34 protein-coding genes and 1 tRNA gene are annotated in these 24708 nt (G+C 58.9%); 26 read left to right on the plus strand and 9 right to left on the minus strand.

The features are described 5' to 3' along the window. Position 1: 1 nt before the first annotated feature. From AB4O16_RS23530 to AB4O16_RS23545, 4 genes are all read left to right on the plus strand, one after another. On the plus strand, positions 2 to 760 hold the full coding sequence (locus tag AB4O16_RS23530) for an MBL fold metallo-hydrolase (RefSeq protein WP_160389145.1): 759 nt from the start codon (positions 2 to 4) through the stop codon (positions 758 to 760). A 28-nt stretch (positions 761 to 788) separates the two neighbouring features. Beyond that, positions 789 to 1502, plus strand: a complete 714-nt coding sequence (purC, locus tag AB4O16_RS23535) for a phosphoribosylaminoimidazolesuccinocarboxamide synthase (RefSeq protein ID WP_150717797.1) — start codon at positions 789 to 791, stop codon at positions 1500 to 1502. An 83-nt stretch (positions 1503 to 1585) separates the two neighbouring features. Beyond that, positions 1586 to 1675 (plus strand) — tRNA-Ser (locus tag AB4O16_RS23540). A gap of 255 nt (positions 1676 to 1930) precedes the next feature. Then, positions 1931 to 2449: a hypothetical protein gene (locus AB4O16_RS23545; protein WP_460155931.1), complete on the plus strand. Its 519-nt coding sequence runs from the start codon at positions 1931 to 1933 to the stop codon at positions 2447 to 2449. Positions 2450 to 2535: 86 nt separating this feature from the next. Here AB4O16_RS23545 and AB4O16_RS23550 read toward each other — a convergent pair whose 3' ends face one another. From AB4O16_RS23550 to AB4O16_RS23590, 9 genes are all read right to left on the minus strand, one after another. Then, the gene (locus tag AB4O16_RS23550) at positions 2536 to 3753 is read right to left on the minus strand and encodes an Arm DNA-binding domain-containing protein (protein ID WP_460155932.1); all 1218 of its coding nucleotides are present in this window, start codon (positions 3751 to 3753) and stop codon (positions 2536 to 2538) included. Continuing rightward, a complete protein-coding gene (gene xisR, locus AB4O16_RS23555) occupies positions 3750 to 3965 on the minus strand; it encodes an excisionase family protein (RefSeq protein ID WP_008036021.1) in 216 nt (71 codons plus the stop codon). The genes AB4O16_RS23550 and xisR overlap by 4 nt, the downstream gene beginning before the upstream one ends. A gap of 166 nt (positions 3966 to 4131) precedes the next feature. Further along, a complete protein-coding gene (locus tag AB4O16_RS23560; RefSeq protein ID WP_460155933.1) occupies positions 4132 to 6186 on the minus strand; it encodes a DNA cytosine methyltransferase in 2055 nt (684 codons plus the stop codon). Beyond that, positions 6183 to 6563, minus strand: a complete 381-nt coding sequence (locus AB4O16_RS23565; protein ID WP_460155934.1) for a hypothetical protein — start codon at positions 6561 to 6563, stop codon at positions 6183 to 6185. The genes AB4O16_RS23560 and AB4O16_RS23565 overlap by 4 nt, the downstream gene beginning before the upstream one ends. 105 nt (positions 6564 to 6668) lie before the next feature. Then, entirely contained in the window at positions 6669 to 6911 is a 243-nt protein-coding gene (locus AB4O16_RS23570; protein ID WP_090453416.1) for a pyocin activator PrtN family protein, read from the minus strand. Further along, on the minus strand, positions 6908 to 7282 hold the full coding sequence (locus AB4O16_RS23575; protein ID WP_460155935.1) for a hypothetical protein: 375 nt from the start codon (positions 7280 to 7282) through the stop codon (positions 6908 to 6910). Before AB4O16_RS23575 ends, AB4O16_RS23570 begins: the two co-directional genes overlap by 4 nt. Continuing rightward, entirely contained in the window at positions 7279 to 7554 is a 276-nt protein-coding gene (locus tag AB4O16_RS23580) for a hypothetical protein (RefSeq protein ID WP_460155936.1), read from the minus strand. Before AB4O16_RS23580 ends, AB4O16_RS23575 begins: the two co-directional genes overlap by 4 nt. A gap of 10 nt (positions 7555 to 7564) precedes the next feature. Further along, positions 7565 to 7939 carry a hypothetical protein gene (locus AB4O16_RS23585; RefSeq protein ID WP_460155937.1) on the minus strand — a complete coding sequence of 125 codons (375 nt, stop codon included), beginning with the start codon at positions 7937 to 7939 and terminating at the stop codon, positions 7565 to 7567. A 339-nt stretch (positions 7940 to 8278) separates the two neighbouring features. Further along, the gene (locus AB4O16_RS23590; RefSeq protein ID WP_460155938.1) at positions 8279 to 9025 is read right to left on the minus strand and encodes a S24 family peptidase; all 747 of its coding nucleotides are present in this window, start codon (positions 9023 to 9025) and stop codon (positions 8279 to 8281) included. Between the two features lie 99 nt (positions 9026 to 9124). Between AB4O16_RS23590 and AB4O16_RS23595 the strand changes: the two genes are divergently transcribed. From AB4O16_RS23595 to AB4O16_RS23700, 22 genes are all read left to right on the plus strand, one after another. Further along, a complete protein-coding gene (locus AB4O16_RS23595; protein WP_160388883.1) occupies positions 9125 to 9352 on the plus strand; it encodes a transcriptional regulator in 228 nt (75 codons plus the stop codon). A 139-nt stretch (positions 9353 to 9491) separates the two neighbouring features. Then, positions 9492 to 9980: a phage regulatory CII family protein gene (locus tag AB4O16_RS23600; RefSeq protein WP_460155939.1), complete on the plus strand. Its 489-nt coding sequence runs from the start codon at positions 9492 to 9494 to the stop codon at positions 9978 to 9980. Beyond that, entirely contained in the window at positions 9973 to 10179 is a 207-nt protein-coding gene (locus AB4O16_RS23605) for a TraR/DksA family transcriptional regulator (protein ID WP_460155940.1), read from the plus strand. Before AB4O16_RS23600 ends, AB4O16_RS23605 begins: the two co-directional genes overlap by 8 nt. Then, a complete protein-coding gene (locus tag AB4O16_RS23610) occupies positions 10176 to 12872 on the plus strand; it encodes a DUF5906 domain-containing protein (RefSeq protein ID WP_460155941.1) in 2697 nt (898 codons plus the stop codon). The genes AB4O16_RS23605 and AB4O16_RS23610 overlap by 4 nt, the downstream gene beginning before the upstream one ends. A gap of 328 nt (positions 12873 to 13200) precedes the next feature. Then, a complete protein-coding gene (locus tag AB4O16_RS23615; protein ID WP_460155942.1) occupies positions 13201 to 13683 on the plus strand; it encodes a hypothetical protein in 483 nt (160 codons plus the stop codon). Between the two features lie 176 nt (positions 13684 to 13859). Next, complete coding sequence (locus AB4O16_RS23620) at positions 13860 to 14210, plus strand: phage holin family protein (RefSeq protein ID WP_460155943.1); 351 nt, start codon at positions 13860 to 13862, stop codon at positions 14208 to 14210. Further along, entirely contained in the window at positions 14200 to 14562 is a 363-nt protein-coding gene (locus tag AB4O16_RS23625) for an HNH endonuclease (RefSeq protein WP_460155944.1), read from the plus strand. Before AB4O16_RS23620 ends, AB4O16_RS23625 begins: the two co-directional genes overlap by 11 nt. A 243-nt stretch (positions 14563 to 14805) precedes the next feature. Beyond that, positions 14806 to 15258, plus strand: a complete 453-nt coding sequence (locus AB4O16_RS23630; RefSeq protein ID WP_460155945.1) for a phage terminase small subunit P27 family — start codon at positions 14806 to 14808, stop codon at positions 15256 to 15258. Beyond that, positions 15221 to 17035 (plus strand): terminase large subunit, encoded by a 1815-nt coding sequence (locus AB4O16_RS23635; RefSeq protein WP_460155946.1) that lies wholly within the window; start codon positions 15221 to 15223, stop codon positions 17033 to 17035. The genes AB4O16_RS23630 and AB4O16_RS23635 overlap by 38 nt, the downstream gene beginning before the upstream one ends. After that, complete coding sequence (locus tag AB4O16_RS23640) at positions 17032 to 17220, plus strand: hypothetical protein (protein ID WP_460155947.1); 189 nt, start codon at positions 17032 to 17034, stop codon at positions 17218 to 17220. The genes AB4O16_RS23635 and AB4O16_RS23640 overlap by 4 nt, the downstream gene beginning before the upstream one ends. A 2-nt stretch (positions 17221 to 17222) precedes the next feature. After that, positions 17223 to 18497, plus strand: a complete 1275-nt coding sequence (locus AB4O16_RS23645; protein ID WP_460155948.1) for a phage portal protein — start codon at positions 17223 to 17225, stop codon at positions 18495 to 18497. Between the two features lie 59 nt (positions 18498 to 18556). Beyond that, complete coding sequence (locus tag AB4O16_RS23650) at positions 18557 to 19438, plus strand: S49 family peptidase (protein ID WP_460155949.1); 882 nt, start codon at positions 18557 to 18559, stop codon at positions 19436 to 19438. A gap of 62 nt (positions 19439 to 19500) precedes the next feature. After that, positions 19501 to 20823: a phage major capsid protein gene (locus AB4O16_RS23655; protein WP_460155950.1), complete on the plus strand. Its 1323-nt coding sequence runs from the start codon at positions 19501 to 19503 to the stop codon at positions 20821 to 20823. Positions 20824 to 20870: 47 nt separating this feature from the next. Further along, positions 20871 to 21203 carry a hypothetical protein gene (locus AB4O16_RS23660; RefSeq protein ID WP_460155951.1) on the plus strand — a complete coding sequence of 111 codons (333 nt, stop codon included), beginning with the start codon at positions 20871 to 20873 and terminating at the stop codon, positions 21201 to 21203. Between the two features lie 2 nt (positions 21204 to 21205). After that, a complete protein-coding gene (locus AB4O16_RS23665; RefSeq protein WP_460155952.1) occupies positions 21206 to 21757 on the plus strand; it encodes a hypothetical protein in 552 nt (183 codons plus the stop codon). Between the two features lies 1 nt (position 21758). Then, positions 21759 to 22079: a head-tail adaptor protein gene (locus AB4O16_RS23670; protein ID WP_460155953.1), complete on the plus strand. Its 321-nt coding sequence runs from the start codon at positions 21759 to 21761 to the stop codon at positions 22077 to 22079. An 11-nt stretch (positions 22080 to 22090) separates the two neighbouring features. Continuing rightward, positions 22091 to 22264: a hypothetical protein gene (locus AB4O16_RS23675; protein WP_460155954.1), complete on the plus strand. Its 174-nt coding sequence runs from the start codon at positions 22091 to 22093 to the stop codon at positions 22262 to 22264. 3 nt (positions 22265 to 22267) lie between these two features. Continuing rightward, positions 22268 to 22843, plus strand: coding sequence for an HK97 gp10 family phage protein (locus AB4O16_RS23680; RefSeq protein WP_460155955.1), 576 nt, complete (start codon positions 22268 to 22270; stop codon positions 22841 to 22843). Beyond that, a complete protein-coding gene (locus tag AB4O16_RS23685) occupies positions 22836 to 23222 on the plus strand; it encodes a DUF3168 domain-containing protein (protein ID WP_460155956.1) in 387 nt (128 codons plus the stop codon). The genes AB4O16_RS23680 and AB4O16_RS23685 overlap by 8 nt, the downstream gene beginning before the upstream one ends. A gap of 55 nt (positions 23223 to 23277) precedes the next feature. Further along, the gene (locus AB4O16_RS23690; RefSeq protein WP_460155957.1) at positions 23278 to 23775 is read left to right on the plus strand and encodes a hypothetical protein; all 498 of its coding nucleotides are present in this window, start codon (positions 23278 to 23280) and stop codon (positions 23773 to 23775) included. Between the two features lie 38 nt (positions 23776 to 23813). After that, positions 23814 to 24143 (plus strand): hypothetical protein, encoded by a 330-nt coding sequence (locus tag AB4O16_RS23695; protein WP_460155958.1) that lies wholly within the window; start codon positions 23814 to 23816, stop codon positions 24141 to 24143. A 302-nt stretch (positions 24144 to 24445) separates the two neighbouring features. Then, positions 24446 to 24703, plus strand: coding sequence for a hypothetical protein (locus AB4O16_RS23700; RefSeq protein WP_460155959.1), 258 nt, complete (start codon positions 24446 to 24448; stop codon positions 24701 to 24703). Positions 24704 to 24708 lie beyond the last annotated feature (5 nt).

Genomic DNA, 24708 nt, shown 5'->3' on the forward strand with positions numbered 1-24708 from the left:
TATGCGTTTTGCCGTTCTCGGCAGCGGCAGTCAAGGGAACGGCACGCTGATAGCCAGCGCTGATACGTATGTATTGGTCGATTGTGGTTTCTCCCTGCGGGAAACCGAAAAACGCCTGCTGCGCCTGGGTGTGAACCCTGCGCAGCTGAGCGCGATACTCGTGACCCACGAACATGCCGACCACGTGCATGGCGTGGGTTTGCTGTCTCGGCGCTACAATCTGCCTGTCTACCTCAGTCGCGGGACCTTGCGCGGGATGCGCAAACCGATAGAACCCGCAGGCTTTGTGGCCGGCGGCGAGCAACTGCAGATCGGCGACTTGAGCATCGACGTCATTGCCGTGGCCCATGATGCTTTGGAGCCGACGCAATACGTGTTCAGTGACGGGGAGCGGCGTTTCGGCCTGCTGACCGACCTGGGCTCGTACTGCAACAAGGTGCTGGACGGCTATCGCGACCTCGATGCATTGATGATCGAGGCCAACCACTGCCGTGACAGGCTGGCTCGCGGTCACTACCCGTACTTTCTCAAGCAGCGGGTAGGCGGTGAACTGGGACATCTGAACAACCATCAGGCGGCATTCCTGGTGGCCGAGTTGGGCTGGAAAGACCTGCAACACCTGGTCCTGGCCCATCTGAGCAGCAAGAACAACCTGCCGCAGCTGGCCCGGCAATGTTTTGTCGACACCCTCGGGTGCGACCCGGACTGGCTGCAACTGGCCGATCAAGATTCAGGGCTCGACTGGCGCCACATCGCCTAGCCCATCTACTTAGCAAGCGGAGCCCATCATGGAAAAACGTGAAGAACTCTACCGCGGCAAAGCCAAGTCGGTTTACAAGACCGACGACGCTAACCGTTTGATCCTGCTGTTTCGCAACGACACTTCGGCGTTCGACGGCAAGCGTATCGAACAGCTCGACCGCAAAGGCATGGTGAACAACAAGTTCAACGCCTTCATCATGCAGAAGCTCGAAGCTGCCGGCGTGCCGACCCAGTTCGACAAGCTGCTGGGCGACAACGAGTGCCTGGTCAAGAAGCTGGACATGATCCCGGTCGAGTGCGTCGTGCGTAACTACGCCGCCGGCAGCCTGGTCAAGCGCCTGGGTGTCGAGGAGGGCTTGAAGCTCAACCCTTACACCTTCGAACTGTTCCTGAAGGACGACGCCAAGGGCGACCCGTTCATCAACGAATCCCACGTCGTGGCATTCGGCTGGGGCACCGCCGAGCAACTGGTTCGTATGAAGGAACTGTCGCTCAAGGTCAACGAAGTCCTGAGCAAACTGTTCGACGACGCCGGCCTGCTGCTGGTCGACTTCAAGCTGGAATTCGGCGTGTTCCACGACGGCTCCATCGTCCTCGGTGACGAGTTCAGCCCGGACGGCTGCCGTCTGTGGGACAAGGCCACCAAGAAGAAAATGGACAAGGACCGCTTCCGTCAGGGCCTCGGTGACGTCATCGAAGCCTACGAAGAAGTCGCCAATCGTCTGGGCGTACCGCTTTAACCGACGCAAGCATCTGAAAGCACAGAAATATTTCGCTTAGGGGGTTCGCTTCCGGCGAAAGTGTTGTTATGATGCGCGCCGTTGGAGAGATGCCAGAGTGGCCGAATGGGACGGATTCGAAATCCGTTGTACCTTCACCGGTACCTAGGGTTCGAATCCCTATCTCTCCGCCATTATTGAACAAGACGAAGCCCCCGTAATCATTGATGATTACGGGGGCTTTTTCGTTTCCGGGGTTTTATTTAGGGCATTTTTAGGGCAAGAAGTATGTCTATGGGGCCGCTTCAGGCTGCTCTATGCCTTGTCTTAAATGCTGAAACACGACGCTCCATTAGTTTTCTGCTGGCGCCTTGATATGATTCATTCCTATGGCTGCGAAGCTGTGTAGAAAGTGATTCAATGCTGCGATAGGGAAAAGGAGTTTATCAATGCTAATCGCGATACTGCATATAGTGGGAGCCGTTCTAGGGACAATCGCGTTTGGTGTGATCGTCTTGTTTATTTCCTCGTGGGAGATAAACAGGAATAAAAGAGCGTTTCTGCAGGATCTCGCGATAACACTCGGGGTGGCTGTAGAGGATCTGAGCGACGAAAACCTTTCCCCTAGGATCGTTGCGCTGACATCTGAACGTTATAGCAACGATCGTTTTAGCAACCGACTCTCTGACCTTTGTGGAGTAGTGCGGGCTGCCTGGGATTGGCTTGGATGGCTTCTTCAGGTGGGAACATTCGTTGGCGTAGTTTGGTTTACCTTCACAGAGTCACTGACGAATGCCGTCAATGCTTGGTCGATCGTCGCGATCGGAGTGTTCTTTTGGATTGCAGGTGTGCTTTTCTCCCAGGCATGCCGACTGTTGACCGGGCGCTACCCAGGTCAAGCCAAGAAAGCCAGGAAGGGGATGGCCGACTTTCTCAATGCGCGGGGTAAGGACATAGTTTCATCGTAAGTCAGATCGTGATCTTCAGCGCTAGGTGCGAGTGGTCTGTACTGGGCCCCAACCTTGGCGGTCGTCCTTTGAAGGGGCTCCGGTCTTCATTCGTTTCTAAAACCAAGCATTTTTGAAACTAGCCCCGCCATGCTCTTGGTGTCCTTCGGTATCCATCTCCCGTAATGCTTTCGCACCATCGTTGTATCGGCGTGGCCCAGTTGCCTTGCCACCCATTCGACCGGGACGTAGCTCGACAGCATCTGACTGGCAAAGGTGTGGCGACACTGGTTCGCCCCGCGGTGCCTTACCTCTGCTTTTTTCAGATGGGCGGTAAACCAGTTGCTCAACGTCTTACCACTCCAGAGCAGGCCGCTAGTCGAACTGCGGAAAAGAAACCTGACTTTCATTTTCTTGGAGGTGATGTTGTCGCGCTGGATGACAGTGATTTCCACGGTGGGGGCGTCTTCGGCAGCGGCAACAATCTCCCGCATCAGTTCGAGAGCTGGGTCGATGAGCTCGACGACTCGAACCCTGGAGCGTTCTTTGGGGACTTTGAATTCACCGACGACCAATGCCCGGCGGACATGTACCAGGCCGGCTTCAAGATCGATGTCTTCAACGGCGAGCCCGATGAGTTCGGACAGGGACAGACCGGCCCAGCAGTTGAACTCAATCATCCGGGCGTCAGCTCGCCGGCCGGGATCCGCGTTGCCGATCAAGTCGATCTCGGTGCGACTGAAGGGGTCGGCATGCTCCAGGTCGACGTCAGATCCGACGTTGCTGATCCGGTCAAGCGGATTGGCTTTCAGGATGCCATCGCCAAAGGCATCAGCCCAGACCCCACGGACGACGGTGAAAATGTCGTTCACTGTCTTCGGGGCGAGGCCTTGCTTGAGCAGCTGCGCCTGGAACAGCTCGATGTCGCTCTTGCTGATGTCGACGATCCGGCGCTTGCCGAATTTCTTCTCGACGTGCACAGCCTTGCTGACGTAGTTGACGACGGTGCTTGAAGCTTTGAGCGCGCGCTGAACCTCCAGCCAGCGATCAATGCCTTCTTTTACGGTGCGCTTTAGCGAAGGGCCGCCAGTTCCTGTGAACATGGCAGCCCGGGGCGAGTTAGGAAAGTGGGCCGCATAGTCGAAGCGGCCCTCTTTGATTTCCGCCATGATGGTACGGCGCTTGTTGTCGGCATAGGCGATCGCGGCTTTGTTTACCTTCGAGATCCCTTCCAGTGGCTCCCGGCACCGTTGGCCGTTGAAGATGAACCAGATCCTCAGCTGCTTACCGTTCATCTCAACGCCGGTCGGCATCTTGTCGATCATGGTTTCCCTTCCATCCAGCGTTCGATGGCTGCGCGGTTATAGACGATTACGTTGGCCGGGTCGTAGCGCCAGTGCTTGCCTTCGAGCCAGAGGCCTCGGGTGCGGTACTTGCGGACAGCTTCGGTGCTTAGGCCGAAGACTGGGTACAGCAGGTCTTGGCGGAACCAAGCACCAGGTGTGATGTGGAAGTCGAGTTTCTCTGCTGCGCTCATTGTGTCTTCTCCGCTGCGCGCCGGGCGATGCTTTCTGCCTGACGCTGTTTGCTGCATTGTTCGTGGCTGCCATGCGCCCGCGACTTATTGCACTTGTCGCAGATGGTCTGTAAGTCGAGAGGCGGCATTTGCCCGCGCCGGATTCGGACCGTTCGGCGAAGGGCTGTCATGCAGCCTCCTTCAGCGCTTCCGCTTGGCGCCATGGATTGTTTGCTTGCGCCAGAGCTGCCATCGGTGGAGGGCTGACGCTGTTGCCGCACATGTGGACCTGCTGGGTCTTGGTGAATGGCTTGCCGTCCGCGCCGTGGCTGATGATGTAGTCCGCCGGGAAGCCCTGGGCCTTGTAAAGCTCGGCGGGTTGCAGCATCCGTAGGCAGATGTCGACGATCACATAGGGAGTGCCCTTGATCGTCACGGTGACCAGTGCCAGGCGATCCTTGGTGGTGATTGTCGGTGCTGGCTCGCCAGCGCTGCTTACGTTCTCGGTGCCGTAGTAGCTGATTAGGAAGGCCGCGACCCGCAGTGCGCCAGCTTCAACCTCTGGCGAGAGCTGGAGCTCAATCAGCGAACTCTTTCCGCCACCGCCGGCAGTGATGGTTGGTGCCGGTTCGTTCACGGCTTGGCCAACGCTGGCGCCGAACTGGCGTTCCATGAAGGCAGTGAGCAAACCGTGATGAGTGCCGCCGGCGCTGATGGTGTGCAGTGGGTCAGCGGCGTCCCGGGCATCGCAGTTGCCGCGCAGGTGCACCAAGTTCGCCGTCACCAGCTGTTGCTGGCTACCGGTATTGGTCACCGTGGTCATCGGATCCTCGATACTCTTGGCTGCCGTGGTGTTGAATCCGCCATTCATCTGGGCCATGAACACTGTCGAAATACCCATCGCGTGGGCGGCACCGGCCGGCCGCTGGTAGTTGCCACCGCTGGTGATGGTCGGCAGCGGCTCATCGAGCGCCTTGCCTTCGTCTGCAAAGCGGAACTTCACCAGGTGCGCAGCGGCGAGAGCATGCTTCACGCCGCCGGCGACCACGGTGCCGAGCGGTTGATCGAGGCCCGGCACCCGCGGTTCTTGTCCAGTGCGCTCGCCGTAACCGGTTTGAATCAGGGTTGGACTGATGAGCGTCAGCTCGCCGCGATTGGCACAGGTCACCGTCGGCAGTGGGGCGTGCGGGTCGTTGACGCGGTCGCTGCCTTGGTGCGTGGCTGGAGCGATGATCGGGCTGGCCATGGCGAACGAGCCACCGCGTGGCCAAGAGGTCACGGTGCGCAGAGGGTCGTGTGCTGACTGCACGCTTTCGCCGGACCAGTTCGCGATCGGAACAATGAATGGGTCAGCCGCATCGATGACGAACTTCTTCATGCCTTTGGCGATCCGGCGCAGGGTGGCCGGTGCCAGCGGCTTCGGCCGGTCGAAGATGCTCTTGCTTGGGATCGTCCAGTCGATGCACTCGGCGGCGGTGCGCCACTTCTTCTGGCCTTTGGTCGGGTGCTTGGCGTGGGTAGGCTCAGGCCACACGATAGGCTGGTCGTCGCAACGGGCGATCATGAACAGGCGCTCCCGGCTGGTCGGCGCGCCAAAGTCGCAGGCCTTCAGCACCCGCCACTCAACGATGTAGCCCAGGTGCTGCAGCTCAGCAACGAACACGGCCCAGGTCTGCCCGCGGCGCTTCGGGTCGGGCACCAGGAACTGCTGGTGGACCGGCACCACTTCGCCCGGTGCTGCAATGCCGCCGCCCAGCTTCACGACGCGGCCGGTGGACTTGCAACGCTTGGCGATCAGCGGACCCCACTGGAGGATCTGTTTCACGTTTTCCAGGCTGATGACGCGGGGCTTCTTCTTACCGGCCCACTTCAGGCCGATCCACGACAGGTTGCGGATCTCCCGCTTGCGCGGCTGTCCGCCAGCGGCCTGGCTGTGGTGTGTACAGTCCGGTGACATGTGGAACCAGCCCACGGCCTTGCCGCCGCATTCGGTATCCGGATCGCCGTCGAACACGTCGGTGGTGTAGTGCACGGCGCTCGGGTGGTTGACAGTGTGCATGCTGATCGCGCTGGCGCTGTGGTTCTTTGCCACATTCACCGCGCGACCCAGGCCCATTTCCAGCCCGGTACCGGCGCCGCCACCACCGCAGAAGAAATCGACAACGATCTCGTCATCCTGTGCATTGAACCCAAGGCCATATTGGGTTTTGAAGTCGAATGGATGCTTTTTGAATGCGGTCATACAGCGGCTCCCGGCTGAACGGTGTCGCTGATGCGGTTGGCCAGTTCGATAACTTTCTTTGCCTGCTGCCCGGCCTTCAACTGGGTCGATTCGGTGCCTGGCATTGCCCGCCAGGTTAACTGGGCGAGAATCAGCGTGGCGTGCGCTTGCAGCAGCGTTTGATGGTCAGCCCAGGTGAGTATCGATTCGGCTTTGGGTGTTTGGCTGAGGCGGATGATGTCGCTCGTCAGTGCGGCGACTCGCTCCCGGTGGTACTTGGATTGAGCCGCAACACCCCGCGCGACGGCGAGCAGGACTGCTTGGCGGATGAAGTAGGCAATCAGCAACAGCCCGGCGGCTGAGCAGGCGGCGATGATGATCAAGTGTTGTGTTTGCATGTGCTGTGCTCCTCGGTAGAACCCGCCGCCGGGATCATTGGTGAGAGGCCGGCGGCGGGGTGCTGCAGTGGTTGTTGCCCCTGGACGGCAGGGGCCACCGGTAAATCAGGCGGCTGCCGTCAACGCTTGGGCGTCAAGGTAGTCGGCAAGGTCGTGCAGGTAGACCACCGGCTTGGCCCGGGTTGAGCCGTGCAGGCGCTTGACCGTGAGCTTGATACGGCCTTTCTTGATCTCGGTCAGCAAGTGGCGGTCGGTGCGGATGTGTGAGAAGTAGTGCTCGCGGACCGCTGCCAGCGTCGGGCACGGTGTTGCGAACTGGCGCCGAAGTTGGTCGAGGGTGTTGCTCATGCCGCGTCCTCCCCGAACCCCTCCGATGGGGGCAGCAACTTGAGGCGGATCAATTCGGCTAGGCCTTCTTTGCTTTTGCCCATTGCCGCAGCGCAGACGTTGCCGCGTTGGTCGGCGACGACGGCACCGTAGGGGTACTCCGGCGATTTAGTCGGAGTGACGTAGGCGATTTGCCCTTCGCCAATGACGGCGTCGACACAGCGAAATACCTCGGCCAGTTCGGCGGTGACGGGTGGCAGCGATTCCAGCAAATGTACGGCTTCGGCTGATGCGCCGATCAGCGTGGCGCGGCTGATGATGGTCGGGTGGTTGAGAAACATCGGGACCAGCTTCAGTGCGCCGATGGCTTGGGTAATGGCGTTCTGGCTCATGCTGCGGCGTCCTTGTGCGTAATGGTGATGTTCAGTTTTTTGGCGATCCACTCGACACCTTCTTCCTTCACCATCACTACGGCGTAATGGCGAAAACGGTTGGTGTTTCCGATCTGGACGCTGCGCGGATCCGAATACAGATAGCCCCGGTCGCGGTGATGGCTGGCCAAGTCGCCGTCATTGGTCAGGATGCGCAGTTCTCGCAACCTGGTGCGGAAGGCGCGGGGCTTGAGGCCGAGCACGGCGGCCGTTTGTTCCAGGGTGCGATTCACGGCGCTGTCCTCAGGCTGCGAGCAATTTTCGAACGTTGTTCAGCAGAGCTTCCGACTCGGCCAACATCTGTTGTATTTGTGCTGCGCTTCCGGGTTGCTCTGGTGGCGGCGAAGGTTCTGCCGACTCAATTCGGCCGTTCGCGATGTCCTGAATGAAATCCCGCAGATGCAGATGATTGGCACGATCTGAACGCTTGAGGGTCAGCTCTCCGGTGTGGTCGCCGAAGTCCACGCTGATGATTGCGCTGTCGTCGGTGAGTTCCACTTCAAACCTTGCATGGATGGTTTGCTCTGGCCGTTGAAGAGGGCATACGGCTGCGCCGCCAACCTGAAGCATGCGATGCAGCAGGTCTTGTTTTGCGAGTGGGATGAGGTAGTTGTTCATGCTGCATCCCCCCCGAACGGCAATGAGCTTTCAACGCCAGCAGTGCCGGTATGCTCGGCGGCCGCGGTGCGACCTTTAGAGGTGGTAATTACTAGCAGGCCTGTTTGGCGCTGGATGGCTTCGACGGCATCTCGGCTACTGCAGGCAGAGGGATGTAGAAAGACGGGGCAGCGCGTGCTGCTGTGCTGTGTGGTTTGCATTGCTCGTACTCTTTGGTGAGAGGAAGATACGAGTGCAAAATTAGCAACAGCTAAATAAACATGCAATAGCAGATGCTAATTTAGTTTTGCGGTATGCAAAAAAAACCCGCACTTGGCGGGTTCTTTGAGACGCGTACGGTTACAGCAATACGGAATACCAGAAGACTTTGCCGATCACGATGATTTCGTTTTTGAGCAGTTCGGTCGCGCTGTACTCTTCGTCTGGATGCTCTTCCCGGTTATAGCTACGCATCCTGATGCCTCCACCAGGTAGCCGGTACAGCGTTTTCACTCGCAGCTGACCTCCGTGATTCAGCGCGTACATTTTTCCATCGGTGATGGTTGTACAGCCCTGGTCAACACCTACGGTGCTTCCGTGGGGAAGAACTGGTTCCATGCTGTTGCCATTAACAGTCACGCAGACCGCTTCATTCGCCTGGACGTTTTGCCGCCTTAGGGTCATTTTTCCGAAGCGAAGTTTTTGTTTGTGAGACTGATGTACTGCTGTTCGGCCGCTCCCAGCGGATAGTTCAACTTCCTTAAGAAACGGCACGTAGACCTCGTCATCATCCAAGGGGGTATCGTCGTCCCAAACATCAATGGGGCCGAGATACTCGGCATTGCTTGGGACGATTTCATTCTCTGGCGTTTGCGGCGCTCTGGATGTGGAGGCGCGCATCGAGCTGGAGGGCGCTGTTAGCGTGCCCTCGGCAAGACCAATTTTCGCTTCAAGATTCGCAGCCGCTTTCTCGCCGAGCGATCTATGCCCATTGAGCAATTGCGACAGGTATGAGGCGTCTAGGTTGTATTGGTCGGCGAACTCTTTCTGGGTTTTTTCGCCCATCAAGTCGCGCAGCACCTGAACTCGCATTTTCTTTATATCCATTCCCCAATCATCGCTTTCCGTTAGCAAACAGTAAATTACGGTTTGCTATTGCTGAAAGCATTAGCAGTTGCTAATCTCGGCATTCAGAAGGAGGTGCATATGACCTTGCACGAGTATTTGAAGAGTCTTGATAAAGCCGCGCTGGATGCATTCGCGGGCCGTTGCGGCACGTCGGTTGGCCAGTTGAAGCAGGTCGCTTACGGCAACCGTCGGGCTGGCGCTGCTTTGGCGGTCGGTATCGAGCGAGAGTCGGCGGGTTCAGTCACTTGCGAGCAACTCCGTGCAGACATTGACTGGGCTTACCTTCGCGGTTCCAAAGCTGCTTAAAAAGTGCCGGGCTGGGGCCTCTCACCAAAGAATCCCCCAGCCCAGCGACGACGACACACAGCACATGCACATCGGTCGTGGTCGTAGGATAGGGTTTGCCCCGTCTTATGGCTACACCGTAAACAGGGGATTTACGGTTATGAGTCGAACAGATCTTTTGCCGGACGCGGGTCCGGTCCTTCCTTTGCGCCAAGCGATTTACCGCGCTGGTCGTGACTACAGGGGCGGAATCACCGCCCTTGCCTTTGACATGGTGTTGGACAACGACACCCTGCAGAAGAAACTCAAACTTGATGAAGAGCGCCGCTGGCTGAACCCGGATGAGCTTGAGGAGGTGATCCGGCTGACGGGCGATTCACGTTTGCTTGATGCGTTGATGCGCCCAGCGGGTGCGGTGTGGTATCGCCCGGTTCCGGTACCGGCAACCCGGGATGCTTTGAAAGCCGTTGGCAAGTTGCTCGGTGAGACCGGGGAGTTTGTGGCTGCGATGCACGACGGCGCAGCCGACAACGTCTGGGAGCTGCGCGAGGTCGTAGACCTGGAGCAGCGCGGCATGGACGTGATTCGCGAAATCCTCGGCATCATGGCGGGTGCCCGCCAGGCGATGGAGGATCGCAACCATGGCTGACGAAATCGATCGTGCTAATGACCAGGCACAATACCTGCTCGACGTTGCCCTTCTGCGCAGTCGCCGTGTGCCTTCGAACCGCGTGAGCGCGCAGTTCTGTGCCGATTGCGACGAGCCCATCCCGTTACGCCGGCAACAGTCGATTGAGGGTTGCCAAACCTGCGTTGACTGTCAGGGGTTGCGGGAGGCTCGGCGATGACTGAACCGGCCAAAGGAATAGCCATCGCCACATGGGCAAAACGTTACATCAACACTTTCGATCTCGCCCTGGTATCAATCGAGCCAGGTGAAAAAGCCCCAAAGGGCTTGGGGTGGAACAAACCGGGCGGCTACATTACCGATGCCGCCACCGCTGAAGCATTCTGGCAACGAAACCCTAATCACAATCTCGGCGTCGTACTTGGGCCGAGCCGTATTTGTTCGCTGGACGTCGACGACGTTCAGTGGACGCGGCATGTGCTGTATGAGTTGCTGGGTGTCGATCTGGATGCCATGGCGTTGGTGTACCCGACCATTGTGGGGAACCCTGCGCGTTTCCGGGTGTTGTTCAAGCTGCCGGAAGGAATTGAGCTGACCCGGCATTCTCTTTCGTGGCCGAATGAAAAAGACCCTGACGGTTCGATCCACAAAGGCCTGATGGACAAAGCCAAGGCTGCGAAAGAGCAGGGTGATGGTGTCGGAGAAGCTGCGGCGCGCACGGAGGCCGAAGAGTACAAGCGCTTCACGGTGTTCGAACTGCGTGCTGGTTTGGTACAGGACGTGTTCCCGCCTTCGATTCATCCGGGTACCGGCAAGCCTTACACCTGGCGGACGCCACCCAACGCTGCGGACGGATTGCCGACGCTGACCGATGAGTTGCTTTCTGTCTGGCAAAACTGGGACTTCTTTAAACGTGATGCCGAAGCGGCATGCCCTTGGGCGATCAAGCCGACCACTGCACCGGCGAAAGTTGCCAAGCGTCCAGCAGCTGCGGTGGGCCAACGCCCGTCGGTAATCGACGAGTTCAATCGCTGCCACGACATCGAGGAGCTGCTGCGTAGCCACGGATACATCAAGCGAGGCAGCAAGTGGCTTTACCCGCAGAGCAGCACCGGGCTGCCCGGCGTGACCATCAGTGAGGGCAAGGTCTATTCGCACCACGGTGCCGATCCACTTGCTAACGGGCATCAGAATGACGCCTTCGAGGTGTTCTGTTTGCTCGAGCACGGCGGGGACCAGTCGAAGGCGGTGAAGGACGCTGCTCGCATGATGGGTATGCAGCATTCCTCGCGCCCTGATCCGCGTGACCTTCCCCCGACCCCATCTGGTGACCAGTGCGAGCCGAGCCCCGCCGACGACGAACTCAGCGAGGCCGCTCCGGCTCCTGGCGGGGGCGCGGGGGACTCGCTCACGCTTGACCAGCTATTGCGACGTTTTGCGCTGGTCGAGGGCACCACGCAAGTGTGGGACTGCGATCAGTCGCGGGTGATGAAGAAGGCCGCCTTCGAAGCGCGGGTGGGCAAGCCGCTCGCCAAGGCTTGGCTGGATGACACGGGCAAACGGTTGATTGCAGATGATCATGTCCGCGACATCGAGCAAGCGCGACGCATGGCGGGCAAGAAGGGCGGTGCGTTCGGCATGCCGCCGACAGACCGTTACGTGTACATCGACGGCACCAAGGATGTCTGGGATCGGGAAAAGAAACGACGGATTGCCGAGGGCGCGGTGAAGATGGCGCTGGGCGACACGTATCCCCTATGGCTGAACAGCAGTGAGCGGCGCACCGTGGATGTCGAACATATTGTGTTTGATCCGACCATGAGCAAGGACCCAGCGGTGTACATCAATACCTTTGATGGCCTGCCGCTCGAGCCGGTCAGGGATGACGAAGCCTGCGCCAATCTGCGCTGGCTGATTTCGTTTTTGTGCAACCACGATGAGGCTGCGGCTCAATGGCTGACCCGCTGGCTGGCGTACCCGTTGCAGCACTTGGGTGCCAAGATGGACACCGCCGTGCTGATGCACTCGATCATGGAGGGCTCTGGCAAAAGCCTGCTGTTCGCGGATGCACTGGGCATGTTGTACGGCCAGTACGCGGCCACGGTCGGCCAGACGCAGCTGGAGAGCAACTTCAACGCCTGGCAAAGCCGCAAATTGTGGTCGGTATTTGAAGAGGTCGTGAGTCGCGATCAGCGCTACAACCAGGTGGGCAAGATCAAGCACCTGATCACCGGCAAGACGGTGCGTATGGAGTCGAAGTTCATCAACGGTTGGGAGGAAGCCAACCATATGAACGCGGTGTTCCTGAGCAACGAAATTTTGCCATGGCCGATCAGCGACAGTGACCGTCGGATGCTGGTGATGTGGCCGATGGAAACGTTGCCGGTCGAGCGGCAGAAGGCAATCGGACGGGAGCTGGAGCAGGGTGGTGTCGCGGCGCTGTACGGGTGGTTGTTGTCGATCGACCTGGGCGATTTCAACCAGCGGACGCGGCCACCGTCGACGGATGCCCGTGAGCGCTTGGTGGCCTTGAGTCGGGCCGGATGGCAGACGTTCTTGCATCTGTGGAAGTACAGCGAGTTGGGCCAGGGGCTTTGGGGGCCGTGTTTGTCGACTGACCTCTATTCGCTGTTCCTCGAGTGGTGCCAGCGCAATAAAGAGCATGTGATGAGTCAGACGAAGTTCTCGCTGTTCATCAGTTCTGAGGTCGATAAAACGCGCGCTATTCCCTGGACCGATGGCAGCAACCGGCGCTTTGGCGCGTTCTTCTTTCCGGTCGATCCGGACGCTTCCCCGCCCCCATCACTGAAGGCGGCCGAGCTGGGCAAGCAAGTGGAACACTGGCGGGCCAAGGCGAAGCTGGCGGGCTGGCATGTGGACAGCTGGGACCACATCAAGGCGGCTGCCGCATGACTAAATCTAAAAGTGTGTTGGGTGTGTCGGGCGTGTGTTGGGTTGATTTTGGATACCTCACACAGGTCGGATCCTTCTTTTTCGGCGGTTTGCGGGCTTTGTGTGGGGTGTGTTGGGTTTCGCTACGCGTGCGCGCATGCGTGACGTTAGATGTTCGGTTTCCTAAGGCTGATTATTTTCTTCATGCGAGGACGGAAGCACCCAACAAACCCAACACACTAAACACAACTCGATTAAAGCTATTGATTTTAAAGGTTTTTATTTGTGTTGGGTTTGTGTCGGGTTCGGTGTTTTCTGTGTCGGGTTCGGTTTTCGGGGGAGTAGGGCGATGATCGAGGCAATGGAAGTACTGCTAAAGCACTGGGGCGAGCAACTTCGACTCAATGGCGAAAGCGGCGGCATGGGCAGCCCAATGGCAACGATCATGGAGTGGGGTGGCTGCGCGCCACGCGGCACGCCAGGGTCCCGAGTCATCCTCGGCGCTGGAGCAGGGCCTGATGCAGTTGCACAGGAGATCGCCGCCGCTCTGTCGGAGATCGGGCGTCAGGATGAGCAGGGTGATCGGTTGATGCGGTTGGCGGGTTTGCGTTACGGCGATGATCCGGCGCCGACCTGGTTGATGCAGTTGCATCTGCTTGGGATGGAGTCGAGAGCGAAACAGACCTACTACGATCAAGTTCACCGCCTGCATGAGAGGCTGCTGGTGGTGTTGACCGAGCGTGCTGATGCTCGTAAGTGGCTTACCGCTGGTCGGGGCGATTTGCCTCAAAGTCTCCTCAAAGTTGCGTCAAAGTTGCGTCGAGTTGGGTAACCGAAAATGACCTCTTTTCGGTTCCGTACTCAGGGGGTAAAAAGTCACCACGATATGAAATTTGCGCCTTGGCGCTGACCTCGCACGTGCTGTGCAGCTTCACCCGGCCCACCCTGAGCCGGTCACCTAACCCCGCTTCGGCGGGGTTTTTCATTCCATTGCCGAGGAGGCAACGCATGTCGACTGAACAGGAGGTGCAGCAGTCGCTGGCCGACCTTCCTACCTGGCTGCTGATTCTAGTGGCGCTCGCGGGGTTAACAGGGGAGATGTGGCGCGCTGATGCGGCAGGGATGGCGGTGCCGGTGTTGGTCAAGCGGGTGCTGTTGCGCTTCGGTGCTTCGGCAGTGTTTGGCCTGGCGACAGTGATGCTCGCCACGGCGCTGGGTTGCAGTCTGATGACAGCCGCTGCGATTGGTAGCGTTGTGGCTTGCCTTGGTGCTGATGTAGCCAGCGGGTTGTACGCACGTTGGCTGGCGAAGAAGGCTGGGCTCTGCGAGGTGCCCCCGAGTAGTCAGCATGAGCAGTGATCGACGAGGTAGCAGTGCTGAGCGTGGTTACGGTTTTCGTTGGCAGCAATCACGGGATGTATTCCTTCGTGAGCATCCATTCTGCTGCATGTGCTCGACCGACTTGAGGCCCGTCGCCTCGATCATTGTCGACCACAAGATTCCCCCGCGGTTGAAGGATGCGAAGGCCAGTGGTGATCCACTACGCATCAAGACTGCGTGGAAGTTGTTCTGGAGTCAGGACAACTGGCAGCCGCTGTGTAAGTTCTGCCACGACTCGACCAAGCAGCGGCTTGAAAAGACTGGCCGCATGGTTGGTTGCACCACCGATGGGATGCCTCTCGACCCGAACCATCACTGGAATCGGCGCTGATTGAGAAATCGCGGCGGCGCACCGGCATGGTGTATAGCAAAGAGCTATGGGGAGGGGGGGTGAAAAAGTTTCGTCCTATCGCTAGCTAGACCGCCTCTCGCCCTCCGTGTGCAAAGTCGGGAAAAATGGGGAGGGGGGGGTATCAACTTTAGGAGGTGAATTGTGGCGGGAAATGGAAATTCTGGGCGCCCGGCGAAGCCTGCGGTAGTCCATGTGTTGCAGGGCAATCGTAGCAGAAAAAACATGGACCAGTTGATCGACGAAGCAAGGCAGCCGGCGGTACCGGTGTGTGCCCCGCCGATGCCTTCTGTGCTGACCGCCGACGCCGCAGCCGAGTGGGAGCGTTTGGTTCCTGATCTGATTACCCTGGGACTCGTTTCGACGCTGGATCAGATGGCACTCGCAACCTACTGCCAGGCGTATGCCGATTGGTTGAAGTATCAGCGGCTGATCGCTACTCGCAATGCTGACTCCGTGGATGAATTGGGGGGAGACATCCAGACCTTCAAGACCGGAGCGCAGCAAATGCATGTGCTTCGGCAGTTGGCAAACGACGCGGAAAAGCGCGCAAACGCAGCTGGTGCGTCGTTCGGATTCTCCCCCATGGCCCGCCGCAACCTGAAGGCGGCCATCCAGCCGCAAGGCGAGCTATTCCCCAATGACCAACGAGACGCAGCAAACCGATACTTCAACTGATCGCGTTACCGGCTTCGCCCACGCGGTGCTGTCTGGCGAGATTGTCGCCGGCCCCGATGTTCGCAACGCCTGTCGCCGCCATCTGCGCGACCTGGAGCATGGCCCAGCACGGGGGCTGATCTGGAATCTTGAGCTCGTTGATCGGGCGATCGGCTTCTTTGAAGACGTGCTCTGTCTCAACGGTGGCGACTATGAGGGGATGCCGTTCTACCTCGCGCCCTGGCAAGCCTTTGTCGTGGGTAGCCTGTTCGGCTGGATGACCGAAGACGGTTACCGTCGTTTCCGCTTGGCCTATATAGAGACCGGCAAGGGGTCGGGGAAAAGCCCGTTGGTAGGTGGCATCGGTCTTTATGGCTTGGTCTCCGACGGCGAACAACGCGCGGAGATTTACGCCGCCGCGACCAAGCGTGACCAGGCAATGATTCTGTTCCGTGATGCGGTATCGATGGTGAACATGTCACCGGCGATGTCCAGTCGATTGGTCCAGTCAGGCCGTGACGAAAAGGTCTGGAACCTGTTCTATCCGAATAACAACTCATTCTTCCGACCGATCAGTTCGGACGAGGGGCAGTCGGGGCCACGTCCGCACATCGGCTTGCTCGATGAGGTACACGAACACAAAACCGCAACCGCCGTGAACATGATGCGCGCCGGTACCAAGAACCGCCGTAAGGCCATGGTGGTAATGATCACCAACAGCGGCTCGGACAAGAAAACGGTGTGTGGTCAGTATCACGACCTCGGCGTACGCATCTGTGCCGGCCAGGAAGAAGACGACAGCTTCTTCGCGTTCATTTGCTCGTTGGATGACGGTGACGATCCGTTCAAGGACGAATCCTGCTGGGCCAAGGTGAACCCTTCGCTGGACTTCATCGCCGAAGGACAAACCGACGGGATCCCAGGTCGAAAGTATCTGCGTGAACAGGTCCAGTCAGCGAAGGGCCTGCCGGCACAAGAGTCGGTGGTGCGCCGTCTGAACTTCTGCGAGTGGACGCAGGCCGAGTCGCCGTGGATTTCGTGGGAAGTCTGGAGCCAGGCCATCGAGCGGGTACCGATGCGAGTGCTGCGAAACAGGCCATGCGTGGGAGGGCTCGACCTTGCCAGTACCACCGACCTCACAGCCTTCGTGCTGCTGTTCTATCCGACGGTGGCTGATCCGCACTGGCGGTTGCTGCCGTATTTCTGGATTCCGGATCACGACCTGGCTGAACGGGAAAAGCGCGACAAGGTTCCCTACGCCCTGTGGATCAAGAACAAAGAGCTTGAGACCACTCCCGGCCGAGCGATCAGCAAACTGTTCGTGCTGCGGCGCTTGCAGACGATCTGCGCGTACTTCGACGTGCGCAAGATCGCCTATGACCGTTGGCGGATTGAGGACTTGATGCAGCTGATGAGTGAGCACGATATCGAGTTGCCAGAAATGGCGCCGTTCGGCCAGGGCTTCAAGGACATGGGGCCAGCTGTCGACGAGTTCGAACGCCGGCTACTTGGTCTGCCACCACAAGGTGACGTTATCGATCTGGACCCCGACGACTTTCACGTTGTCAGCGAGGTCTCCGATGTTGAAACCCTGCGGCATGACGGAAATCCAGTGATGACCTGGTGCGCGGGTAACGCCGTGATTGTCAGCGACCCGGCGGGAAATCGAAAGGCTGACAAAGCCAAGGCCACTGGCCGCATCGACGGAATCATCGCAGGACTGATGGCGACCGGTCTCAGCGGTACCGCCATTGAGGGCACGGGTACATCCATTTATGACGAAGGGGCAGGCATATGAAACATCTTGAACTGCTGGCCTGGGTCGCCGGCCTGCTGGGCTTCGGTCTGCTGATTGCCGGAGTGGCCCTGCTGAATGTTCCGGCCGCACTGATCACTGGCGGGGTGCTGCTGATGGGTTGGTCTTATCTGGCTGACAAGGCCGCTGCCGGGCCTGAGCCCAAGCCTGATGCGGGAGGAGGCTGATTATGTTCCTCAGCAAGCAACGCGGCGTCTCGCCGAGCGCGGTGCCGAACACAGGTGGTGGCGGTTGGCGTGGGTTGATCGGTTCGGGAGGCAACAGCTCCGGGGTCCGAGTGACGCCGGAGTCGGCACTGGCAGTGCCGATTGTTCAAAACTGCGTGACGTTGCTGGCCGAGAGCGTGGCGCAGCTGCCGCTGGAACTGTACCGGCGCAAAGAAAATGGTCAGCGTGACGCTGCGATCAACCACCCGTTATACGACGTGCTGCGTTATCAGCCGAACGGTTTCCAAACGCCCTACGAACACCGTGAGTGCAGCCAGATGGCTTTGGGGTTGCGGGGGAACAGTTACAGCTTCGTGGAGCGCCGGGAGGACGGCAACGTCACCGCGCTATGGCCACTGCACAACGATCAGGTTGTCGTGTGCAAGGGCGGCGATTTGCTGCCGTACTACCAGGTCGGTGCCTACCCGGAACGGTTAGCGATGCGTCAGGTGCACCATGTGCGCTGGCACGCGCATAACTTCTACGAGGGGTTATCGCCGATCTTGCTGCATGCGGAAGCCGTAGGCCTGGCTCAAGCAGTGCGCCAGTACACCGGTAAGTCGTTTGCTAACGGTGTGTCCGTATCGGGCGTGATCGAGCGGCCGCGTGAGGCACCGGCGATCAAGGACCAGGGTTCGATTGATCGAGTGCTTGATCAGTGGGGCAACAAGTTCGGCGGCATGGACAACGCCAAAAAGGTCGCGATGTTGCAGGAAGGCATGACCTTCAAACCTGTCTCGATGACCAACGTGGATGCGGAAATTATCGGCATCCTCAAGTTGTCGGGCGTCGATTGCGCGCGGATCTACAAGATCCCCCTGCCCATGGTCAACGACCTGGACAAGGCCAACTACAACACCATCGAGCAGTTGCTGATCCAGTTCGTGGTGTTCGGTCTGTTGCCGTGGGTCAAGCGACATGAGCAGGCCATGATGCGTGACTTCTTGCTACCCACGGACCGGCGCGACTACTTCATTGAGTTCAACCTCGCTGGCCTCATGCGCGGTGACCAGAAAAGTCGCTATGAAGCCTACGCAATCGGGCGGCAATGGGGCTGGCTCTCGGTCAACGACATTCGGCGCTTGGAGAACATGCCGCCTGTAGCAGGTGGCGACATCTACTTGCAGCCTTTGAACATGGTCGACGCTGGCAAGAGCAAGCCCGATCTCAACGACCCTGCCGTGCGAGCGCAGCTGGAGCTGCAACAGCGCGATATCGAGAGGATGCTTGCACAATGAAAAGTTACTTACGGGCATCCAGCCTGTTGTTCAACCAGCCTCTGCTGGTGACGCCTGACATGCTGGACTTGGGCGTGCGCTGGGCCAACCAGGCGATGAGCTTGAACATCGTCAACATCGGCGCACGGGAGGGGGCGGCGCTCTGGGCGGATGACGGTTTGGATCGTATCGCCCAACGCGAAGAGGAGCGCCGAACGGCAATTGCCAGAACCGGTATCGAAGTAATCCCGGTGAGCGGCGTCCTGGTCAGTCGCGGTAGCCATGTCAGCATGTGCGAAACAATGACCAGCTATGAATCGTTGCGCGCACAGATCCGCAATGCAATCGCGGATCCGATGGTTGAGCGCGTGGTGCTGGACATCGACAGCCCAGGCGGCTCTGCCGTTGGCGCTTTTGAACTGGCAGCGGATATTCGCGCCATGGCTCAGCAGAAGCCGATCACCGGTATCGTCAACTTCATGGCCTACAGCGGCGGCTATTTGATCGGTTCGGCCTGCAGTGAACTGGTTGTGAGCCAGACTAGTGGGGTCGGCTCCATTGGTGTCATTGCCAGCCACATGGACCGCTCCAAGATGGAAGAAGGGATGGGGGTCAAGGTGACCACGGTGTATGCCGGTGCCCATAAAAACGACCTCAGCCCTCACGAGCCACTAAGTGACCAATCCCTCAAGTACCTCAATGATGTCGTTCAGGAGAGCTACCAGCTCTTCGTCAACGCCGTGGCTGAGTACCGAGGGCTTTCCGTCCAGCAAGTTGTCGCGACGGAGGCCGGTCTGTACCGAGGTCAATCAGGCATCACCGCCGGACTCGCTGACCGCATGCAAAGCCCGCAACAGGCAGTCGATGATTTGTCCCACTCGGTAGCCCTCAGTCGGGCCAATCGCCAAGGTGGTCGCCTTTCTGTTCGAGCCGCAGCACTGAACCTTCAAACCCAGATCTGACCGCGTTCGCGGCAGTCGTCGAAGCCCGCCTTGTGCGGGTTTTTTTATGCCCAGGAGGCACCATGTCCCTTGTACTTCAAATGCGTAGCGAACGCGCCAAGCTCAATGAGTCGATTCAGGCTCTGGCCCAGCTTGAATCGAAAGGCGAAACCCTCTCGGCCGAACAACTCGCGCAATTCGCAGATCTCGAAACTCAGTTCAATGCGTTGACCGACAAGATCAGCCGTGCGGAGCAGGCCGAACGAATGGCTGCGGCCAGCGCGGTTCCTCTCAATGAGTCGGCGCAGGGCCTGAACAGTCCACCCACTCATATCTCTGGCCCTCACGCACCGAAGCTGGCGCCTGGTGTGCGCATGGCTCAGATGGTTCGCCTGCTCGCCGCAGCCCAGGGCAATCAGCACCAGGCTGCTCAGATGGCACAGCAGGGTGGCTACCCGACTGAGGTAGCGATGGCGTTGAGTACAGTCACCCCCGGTGCGGGCGGTGTGCTGGTACCGCAGAACTTCTCGACCGAGATCATCGAAGCGCTTCGCCCGATGTCGGTAGTGCGCAAGATGGGCACCCGAAGCCTGCCGTTGAACAACGGTAACTTGACCATGCCCCGGATCACCGGCAACACCGTCGTCACCTACATTGGTACCGAAACGGATATTCCAGTGACTGGGATGACATTCGCGGACACCAAGCTGTCGGCGAAAAAAGCCGCTGCCATCGTGCCGCTCTCCAACGACCTGATTGCGAATGCCGGTATCAATCCGCGTGTCGACAACGTGGTCGTGAATGACCTGGCGGTTTCCATGGGCCTCTCGGAAGACCTGCACTTCATTCGCTCCGATGGCAGCGGTTCGCTTCCGAAGGGCATGCGCTACTGGGCGCAGCCTTTCAACGTGTTGCCAGCTCCAATCGTCGATAGCTCTCTCACCCTGGAAAAAATCGACCTGTTTTGCGGCGGCATGATGCTGCGCCTGGAAACGGCCAACGTGATGATGAAGGACTGCGGTTGGCTGATGCATCCACGCGTGCTGCGCTGGTTGCAGACGCTGCGCGATGGCAATGGCAACAAAGCCTATCCAGAAATCGAACAGGGCCTGTTCAAGGGCTACCCCGTTGGTTTGAGCAATCAGATCCCGGTGAACCTGGGAGCAAACGGCGACGAGACGGAATTCTACTTCGTCAACTTCGCCGACATGATGATCGGCGAGGACATGGACCTGACGATCTCGTTCAGTAGCGAGGCCTCCTACAAGGACGCGGACGGCAACATGGTCAGCGCGTTCCAGCGCGACCAGACCCTGGTCAAAGTCATCGCCAAGCACGACTTCGGGCCGCGCCACGTCGAGTGCATCGTCGTCGCTGTCAACGTCAAATGGGGCGCTGGCATGTAATCCCTTTGCCCCGCTACGGCGGGGCATTGCATATCGAGGTAAGTGCGATGAGCGATAAAGTTGTAGTGCGTTTTTTGAAAGCCTGGCGTGGTTACTCGACTGATGAGTTGGCCGGATTTGATGAGGCGGTTGCCGATGGCCTGAAAACCAAGGGTTTCGCGGAAGCCTACGAGGCTGACGGCGAGTCGCCGCGAAAACCAGCGAAAGCCACCCGGGCGGCTGGCTCGAAGCCGAATAGCCAAAAAGCTGGTGGTAAAGCTGGTGCTTCCAATACCCCATCCGACTCGCCAGATACGACAACGACAACCGATGCTGTTGGTGGCGAAAGCACTACGGATGAAGTTGTTGATGATGAAGTCGACGACGAAGAGAAACCCTGACCATGGCCCGGCGCATTGCGTACACCGGCGAGCCGGTGTTGACGCTCGACCAGGTTGCGTATCAGTGCCGGCTGGAACCTGAAGATCTTCAACCTGAATTGATTGAGCAGATCATCATTCCAGGTGTAACGGGGCAGGCAGAGTCGCGTTCGGGCGCAGCCATTCGAATGGCTGAGTATGAAGACGAGTGGCCCGAGCATTATGGCTCGGGCCACGCACTCGACCAGGGCCAGGCCAAAGAGATCATTTCGATCAGTCGAATTCGCTCAGACGGCTCGGAGGAGGCGCTCACCGTTGCGCACCAGCTCCGTGTCCGTCAGCGCGAAAGCTTTCTGTATTTCCCGGAGGGACGACCGTCCGGTGATCTGCTGATCCGATATCGGGCTGGCCTCGATCTTGAGCAGTACCCAGCGGTGCGGTCGTGGCTCTTGATGCATGCGGCCACGGCGTTTGAGAGCCGGGAAACGCTGGTCATCGGCACCATACTCGCCGAACTGCCGGGGTCGATACTGGACACGCTTCTGAGCGAAATCACCGTCCCTCCGAGGTTTTGATATGCGATCAGGTCCAGCACGTCACCGGTTCAGGGTTCAGGAGTCGGTAAATGCGCCGAATGGCTCGGGAGGTTTTGTCGTTACCTGGCGGGATATCGGCGGTGTATGGGCCGAGGTGACGCTCCCGTCCGGCCGAGTGGAGCCGGTAGCAGAGCGACTCGATGCCAAGGTCACTGCCGAGCTTCGCGCACGACCGCGGCCCAGCTTAATCGCCGGCCGACGCCTATCCCGGTCGACCGTCACCTATTTGATTGAGGCCGCATTACCGGACAACAAAAGTTCGATGCTTCGGCTCCTGTGCTCAAACGTTGTAAATCCTTGAAGGGGGCTTTCATGAAATTGCGTGCATTGGGAAACCTTTCTGGCGCCGTGGGCGAACAGGAAGCGGGTGCAGAGTTCGAGGTTGACGACGATCTCGGCCAAAGCCTGCTTGATCGCGGCATTGCAGAGCGTGTGAGTGAAACAGTTGCGGAATCAGCCAAGCCAGAAAAAACTCCGAAGGAGTAGATCATGGCTCGTCGATCCCGCATGTCCGGCGATTTCAAGCTCCGACGCACTCTGCGCAATATCCACTCGACCATGGACAACGAACTGGTGCCGGCGATGCAGCAATCGGCAGATCGGATACTGACCACCATGCGGCAGTTGGTGCCGAAGGACACCGGCGCCGCTGCCTCGGCATTGAAGGCTTTCATTTCCAAAAGTGGTCTGGATGCCCAGATTGGTATCCGTGGAAAAAGGGATATGCGCCGCTTCTTCTATCTGCGGTTCATTGAGTACGGCACCAAAGGTTACAGCGGCACGCTGTATCGCCGCGCGGACGCGGATGCCGTCGGGGGCGCGCACACCAACAATCGAGATAAATCGCAGCTCAAAGGGCGCCGCAACGCTCTCAATCAGCGGCCTACAAAAAACAAAAGCGACGGCAAAGCGTTTTACGGCAAGTACCCGGATATTCCAGCTCGCCCCGCCCATCCCTGGCTTCGGCCTGCGATGGCGGTCAATCGGGAGTTTGTCTTGGCAAACATCAGCGCCGCCGTCGCAAGGACCCTAAGCAAAGCCAGTAAGGGAGGTGTTAATGGCTGATCCGTCTGTTGCACTGCAGGAAGCGTTGTTCGTTCGGCTTCAATCTGAGGTCTCGTGCCCGGTGTACGACGGTGCTCCCCTGAACACTGCGATGCCTTACATTTCATTTGACCGGGAAGTTTCCGCAAACAGTCGACCACTCTCCGGTCGCAAGCGTGAAACTCGGCTGATCTATCTGTCCGTATGGTCGGATGCCCACGGCCAGGCCGAAGTGAAACGCATCAACGGCGAGGTCTTCGCCGCGCTGGACCAGCGCCGGTTGCCACTCTCTGTGGGCCGAGCCGTATCCGTACGGGTCGAGCAAGCAGACGCCCAGCGCGATGCTGACGGCGTCACGTACCAGGGATCGATCACGGTCCGCGTTATCACCACCCACTGAACCCAAACCCTGGCCGCCGAGCGGCTTTATCCAATGTGCCTTTGGAGGAACCCCCATGGCCGAAGACAACCTCAATACAGCCGCCGGCTGCCGAATTTCTATCGGCAGCAAGAACGGCGCCGACACCGAAGCCCTCTACAAGGCCGACACCTACGTCGAAATTGGCGAGGTCGAAGACCTTGGCGAGTTTGGCGACACCTTCAGCTCCGTGACTTTCACGTCGCTACGTGATGGCCGGGTGCGCAAATACAAGGGCACTGCCGATGCCGGCGACCTGACCCTGACCGTCGGCCTCGACAACGGCGACCTGGGCCAAGCCAAACTGAAAGTCGCGCACAAGGACCGCAGCAAGGGCGACTACAACATCAAGATCACTCTGAACGACGGTGATCCGGATGCTACCCCGGCGCTGTTGCCGTCCACGTTCTACCTGCGCGGCAAGGTGATGAACAACACCGTCGCCGCCGGCGCCGCTGACAATGTGGTCCGCCGTAACGTCACGATCGGCATCAACTCCGACATCCTGGAAATCCTCCCGGCTGCCGCCGCCTAACTTGCGGGGCCTCGGCCCCGATTACAAGGATTTGCCACATGAGTAAGACCCTGCTCGGTACCGTCGACATTACACTCGATGGTGAGACTTACACCCTGAAGCCCACCCTGGGCGCAGTGCGGGCGATCGAGGCCCACTTCGGTGGCCTGCGTGGCGCATCTCAGGCAATCAATGCCCTGAGCGTTGATGGTTGCGCTGTGATCATCGCCAGCGGTGCAGGCCTAAGCGGGAAGGCCTCCGAGGCAATTCCTGAGCAGGTTTGGCAGGAAGGGGTTCTGGGAGTGTCCGTCCAGCTCAATGCGTACCTGGTCGCGCTTTACAACCCCAAGGGGACTGAGGCGGGAAAGCGGCAGCCGGCGAAGGCGTAAGTGCTGTCGAAGACGGCAGTTACGTTGACCGGCTTTACGCGGTGGCCACCGGGTGGCTTGGTTGGTCGCCTGAGGTGGCTTGGAATACCCCACTCCCAGAGTTGTTTCTGGCAGTGGATGCCCGGGTTGAGTGGGTGCAGATGACCAATCCATTTGGTGGCAAACCAACTGCCCCAAAGGAAAAGCCGAAACCTTCTACTGTCGCAGCCAAGCTGCGTCAGGCACTGACGGGGCGGCAAAGCAGTTGATTGGGGAGGATTCAGTTTTTTGATACGCTGCCGGTTTGAACGGAGTCATAACCGATGCAATTCCTCATAGTATTGCTTCTTCTAGTCATAGCCATTGCATTGGCTCCGGGTTTTTTTCTGGGGCTCATCGCGTTGGTGTTATCCCTGGGAAATGTGATCCTGTTTTCTTTGGCGTCAGTGTTAGTAATTCTGGCGGCAATTTTTGTTTGGGAGCGTAGGGCCTCCGACCCAGCTCGGCAGCAGGCCAAAGAAGAGCGGCGGATCAGAAAAATTACCGATGCTGCCAATCGAGCGAACTCAAGGAAAAACTAGGTTTA

The organism is Pseudomonas sp. S2_H10, from assembly GCF_054668285.1.

Excerpts from the sequence above, each read along its gene's own strand:
- AB4O16_RS23640 (WP_460155947.1), top strand. The coding sequence starts at position 17,032 with ATGAAACATCTTGAACTGCTGGCCTGGGTCGCCGGCCTGCTGGGCTTC.
- purC (WP_150717797.1), top strand. The coding sequence starts at position 789 with ATGGAAAAACGTGAAGAACTCTACCGCGGCAAAGCCAAGTCGGTTTAC.
- AB4O16_RS23680 (WP_460155955.1), top strand. The coding sequence starts at position 22,268 with ATGGCTCGTCGATCCCGCATGTCCGGCGATTTCAAGCTCCGACGCACT.
- AB4O16_RS23695 (WP_460155958.1), top strand. The coding sequence starts at position 23,814 with ATGAGTAAGACCCTGCTCGGTACCGTCGACATTACACTCGATGGTGAG.
- AB4O16_RS23625 (WP_460155944.1), top strand. The coding sequence starts at position 14,200 with ATGAGCAGTGATCGACGAGGTAGCAGTGCTGAGCGTGGTTACGGTTTT.
- AB4O16_RS23650 (WP_460155949.1), top strand. The coding sequence starts at position 18,557 with ATGCTGGACTTGGGCGTGCGCTGGGCCAACCAGGCGATGAGCTTGAAC.
- AB4O16_RS23585 (WP_460155937.1), bottom strand. The coding sequence starts at position 7,939 with ATGAACAACTACCTCATCCCACTCGCAAAACAAGACCTGCTGCATCGC.
- AB4O16_RS23610 (WP_460155941.1), top strand. The coding sequence starts at position 10,176 with ATGACTGAACCGGCCAAAGGAATAGCCATCGCCACATGGGCAAAACGT.
- AB4O16_RS23550 (WP_460155932.1), bottom strand. The coding sequence starts at position 3,753 with ATGATCGACAAGATGCCGACCGGCGTTGAGATGAACGGTAAGCAGCTG.
- AB4O16_RS23690 (WP_460155957.1), top strand. The coding sequence starts at position 23,278 with ATGGCCGAAGACAACCTCAATACAGCCGCCGGCTGCCGAATTTCTATC.
- AB4O16_RS23685 (WP_460155956.1), top strand. The coding sequence starts at position 22,836 with ATGGCTGATCCGTCTGTTGCACTGCAGGAAGCGTTGTTCGTTCGGCTT.
- AB4O16_RS23560 (WP_460155933.1), bottom strand. The coding sequence starts at position 6,186 with ATGACCGCATTCAAAAAGCATCCATTCGACTTCAAAACCCAATATGGC.
- AB4O16_RS23615 (WP_460155942.1), top strand. The coding sequence starts at position 13,201 with ATGATCGAGGCAATGGAAGTACTGCTAAAGCACTGGGGCGAGCAACTT.
- AB4O16_RS23530 (WP_160389145.1), top strand. The coding sequence starts at position 2 with ATGCGTTTTGCCGTTCTCGGCAGCGGCAGTCAAGGGAACGGCACGCTG.
- AB4O16_RS23575 (WP_460155935.1), bottom strand. The coding sequence starts at position 7,282 with ATGAGCCAGAACGCCATTACCCAAGCCATCGGCGCACTGAAGCTGGTC.
- AB4O16_RS23590 (WP_460155938.1), bottom strand. The coding sequence starts at position 9,025 with ATGGATATAAAGAAAATGCGAGTTCAGGTGCTGCGCGACTTGATGGGC.
- AB4O16_RS23660 (WP_460155951.1), top strand. The coding sequence starts at position 20,871 with ATGAGCGATAAAGTTGTAGTGCGTTTTTTGAAAGCCTGGCGTGGTTAC.
- AB4O16_RS23675 (WP_460155954.1), top strand. The coding sequence starts at position 22,091 with ATGAAATTGCGTGCATTGGGAAACCTTTCTGGCGCCGTGGGCGAACAG.
- AB4O16_RS23595 (WP_160388883.1), top strand. The coding sequence starts at position 9,125 with ATGACCTTGCACGAGTATTTGAAGAGTCTTGATAAAGCCGCGCTGGAT.
- AB4O16_RS23605 (WP_460155940.1), top strand. The coding sequence starts at position 9,973 with ATGGCTGACGAAATCGATCGTGCTAATGACCAGGCACAATACCTGCTC.
- AB4O16_RS23645 (WP_460155948.1), top strand. The coding sequence starts at position 17,223 with ATGTTCCTCAGCAAGCAACGCGGCGTCTCGCCGAGCGCGGTGCCGAAC.
- AB4O16_RS23630 (WP_460155945.1), top strand. The coding sequence starts at position 14,806 with ATGGACCAGTTGATCGACGAAGCAAGGCAGCCGGCGGTACCGGTGTGT.
- xisR (WP_008036021.1), bottom strand. The coding sequence starts at position 3,965 with ATGAGCGCAGCAGAGAAACTCGACTTCCACATCACACCTGGTGCTTGG.
- AB4O16_RS23545 (WP_460155931.1), top strand. The coding sequence starts at position 1,931 with ATGCTAATCGCGATACTGCATATAGTGGGAGCCGTTCTAGGGACAATC.
- AB4O16_RS23700 (WP_460155959.1), top strand. The coding sequence starts at position 24,446 with ATGCAATTCCTCATAGTATTGCTTCTTCTAGTCATAGCCATTGCATTG.
- AB4O16_RS23600 (WP_460155939.1), top strand. The coding sequence starts at position 9,492 with ATGAGTCGAACAGATCTTTTGCCGGACGCGGGTCCGGTCCTTCCTTTG.
- AB4O16_RS23665 (WP_460155952.1), top strand. The coding sequence starts at position 21,206 with ATGGCCCGGCGCATTGCGTACACCGGCGAGCCGGTGTTGACGCTCGAC.
- AB4O16_RS23620 (WP_460155943.1), top strand. The coding sequence starts at position 13,860 with ATGTCGACTGAACAGGAGGTGCAGCAGTCGCTGGCCGACCTTCCTACC.
- AB4O16_RS23570 (WP_090453416.1), bottom strand. The coding sequence starts at position 6,911 with ATGAGCAACACCCTCGACCAACTTCGGCGCCAGTTCGCAACACCGTGC.
- AB4O16_RS23670 (WP_460155953.1), top strand. The coding sequence starts at position 21,759 with ATGCGATCAGGTCCAGCACGTCACCGGTTCAGGGTTCAGGAGTCGGTA.
- AB4O16_RS23635 (WP_460155946.1), top strand. The coding sequence starts at position 15,221 with ATGACCAACGAGACGCAGCAAACCGATACTTCAACTGATCGCGTTACC.
- AB4O16_RS23655 (WP_460155950.1), top strand. The coding sequence starts at position 19,501 with ATGTCCCTTGTACTTCAAATGCGTAGCGAACGCGCCAAGCTCAATGAG.
- AB4O16_RS23565 (WP_460155934.1), bottom strand. The coding sequence starts at position 6,563 with ATGCAAACACAACACTTGATCATCATCGCCGCCTGCTCAGCCGCCGGG.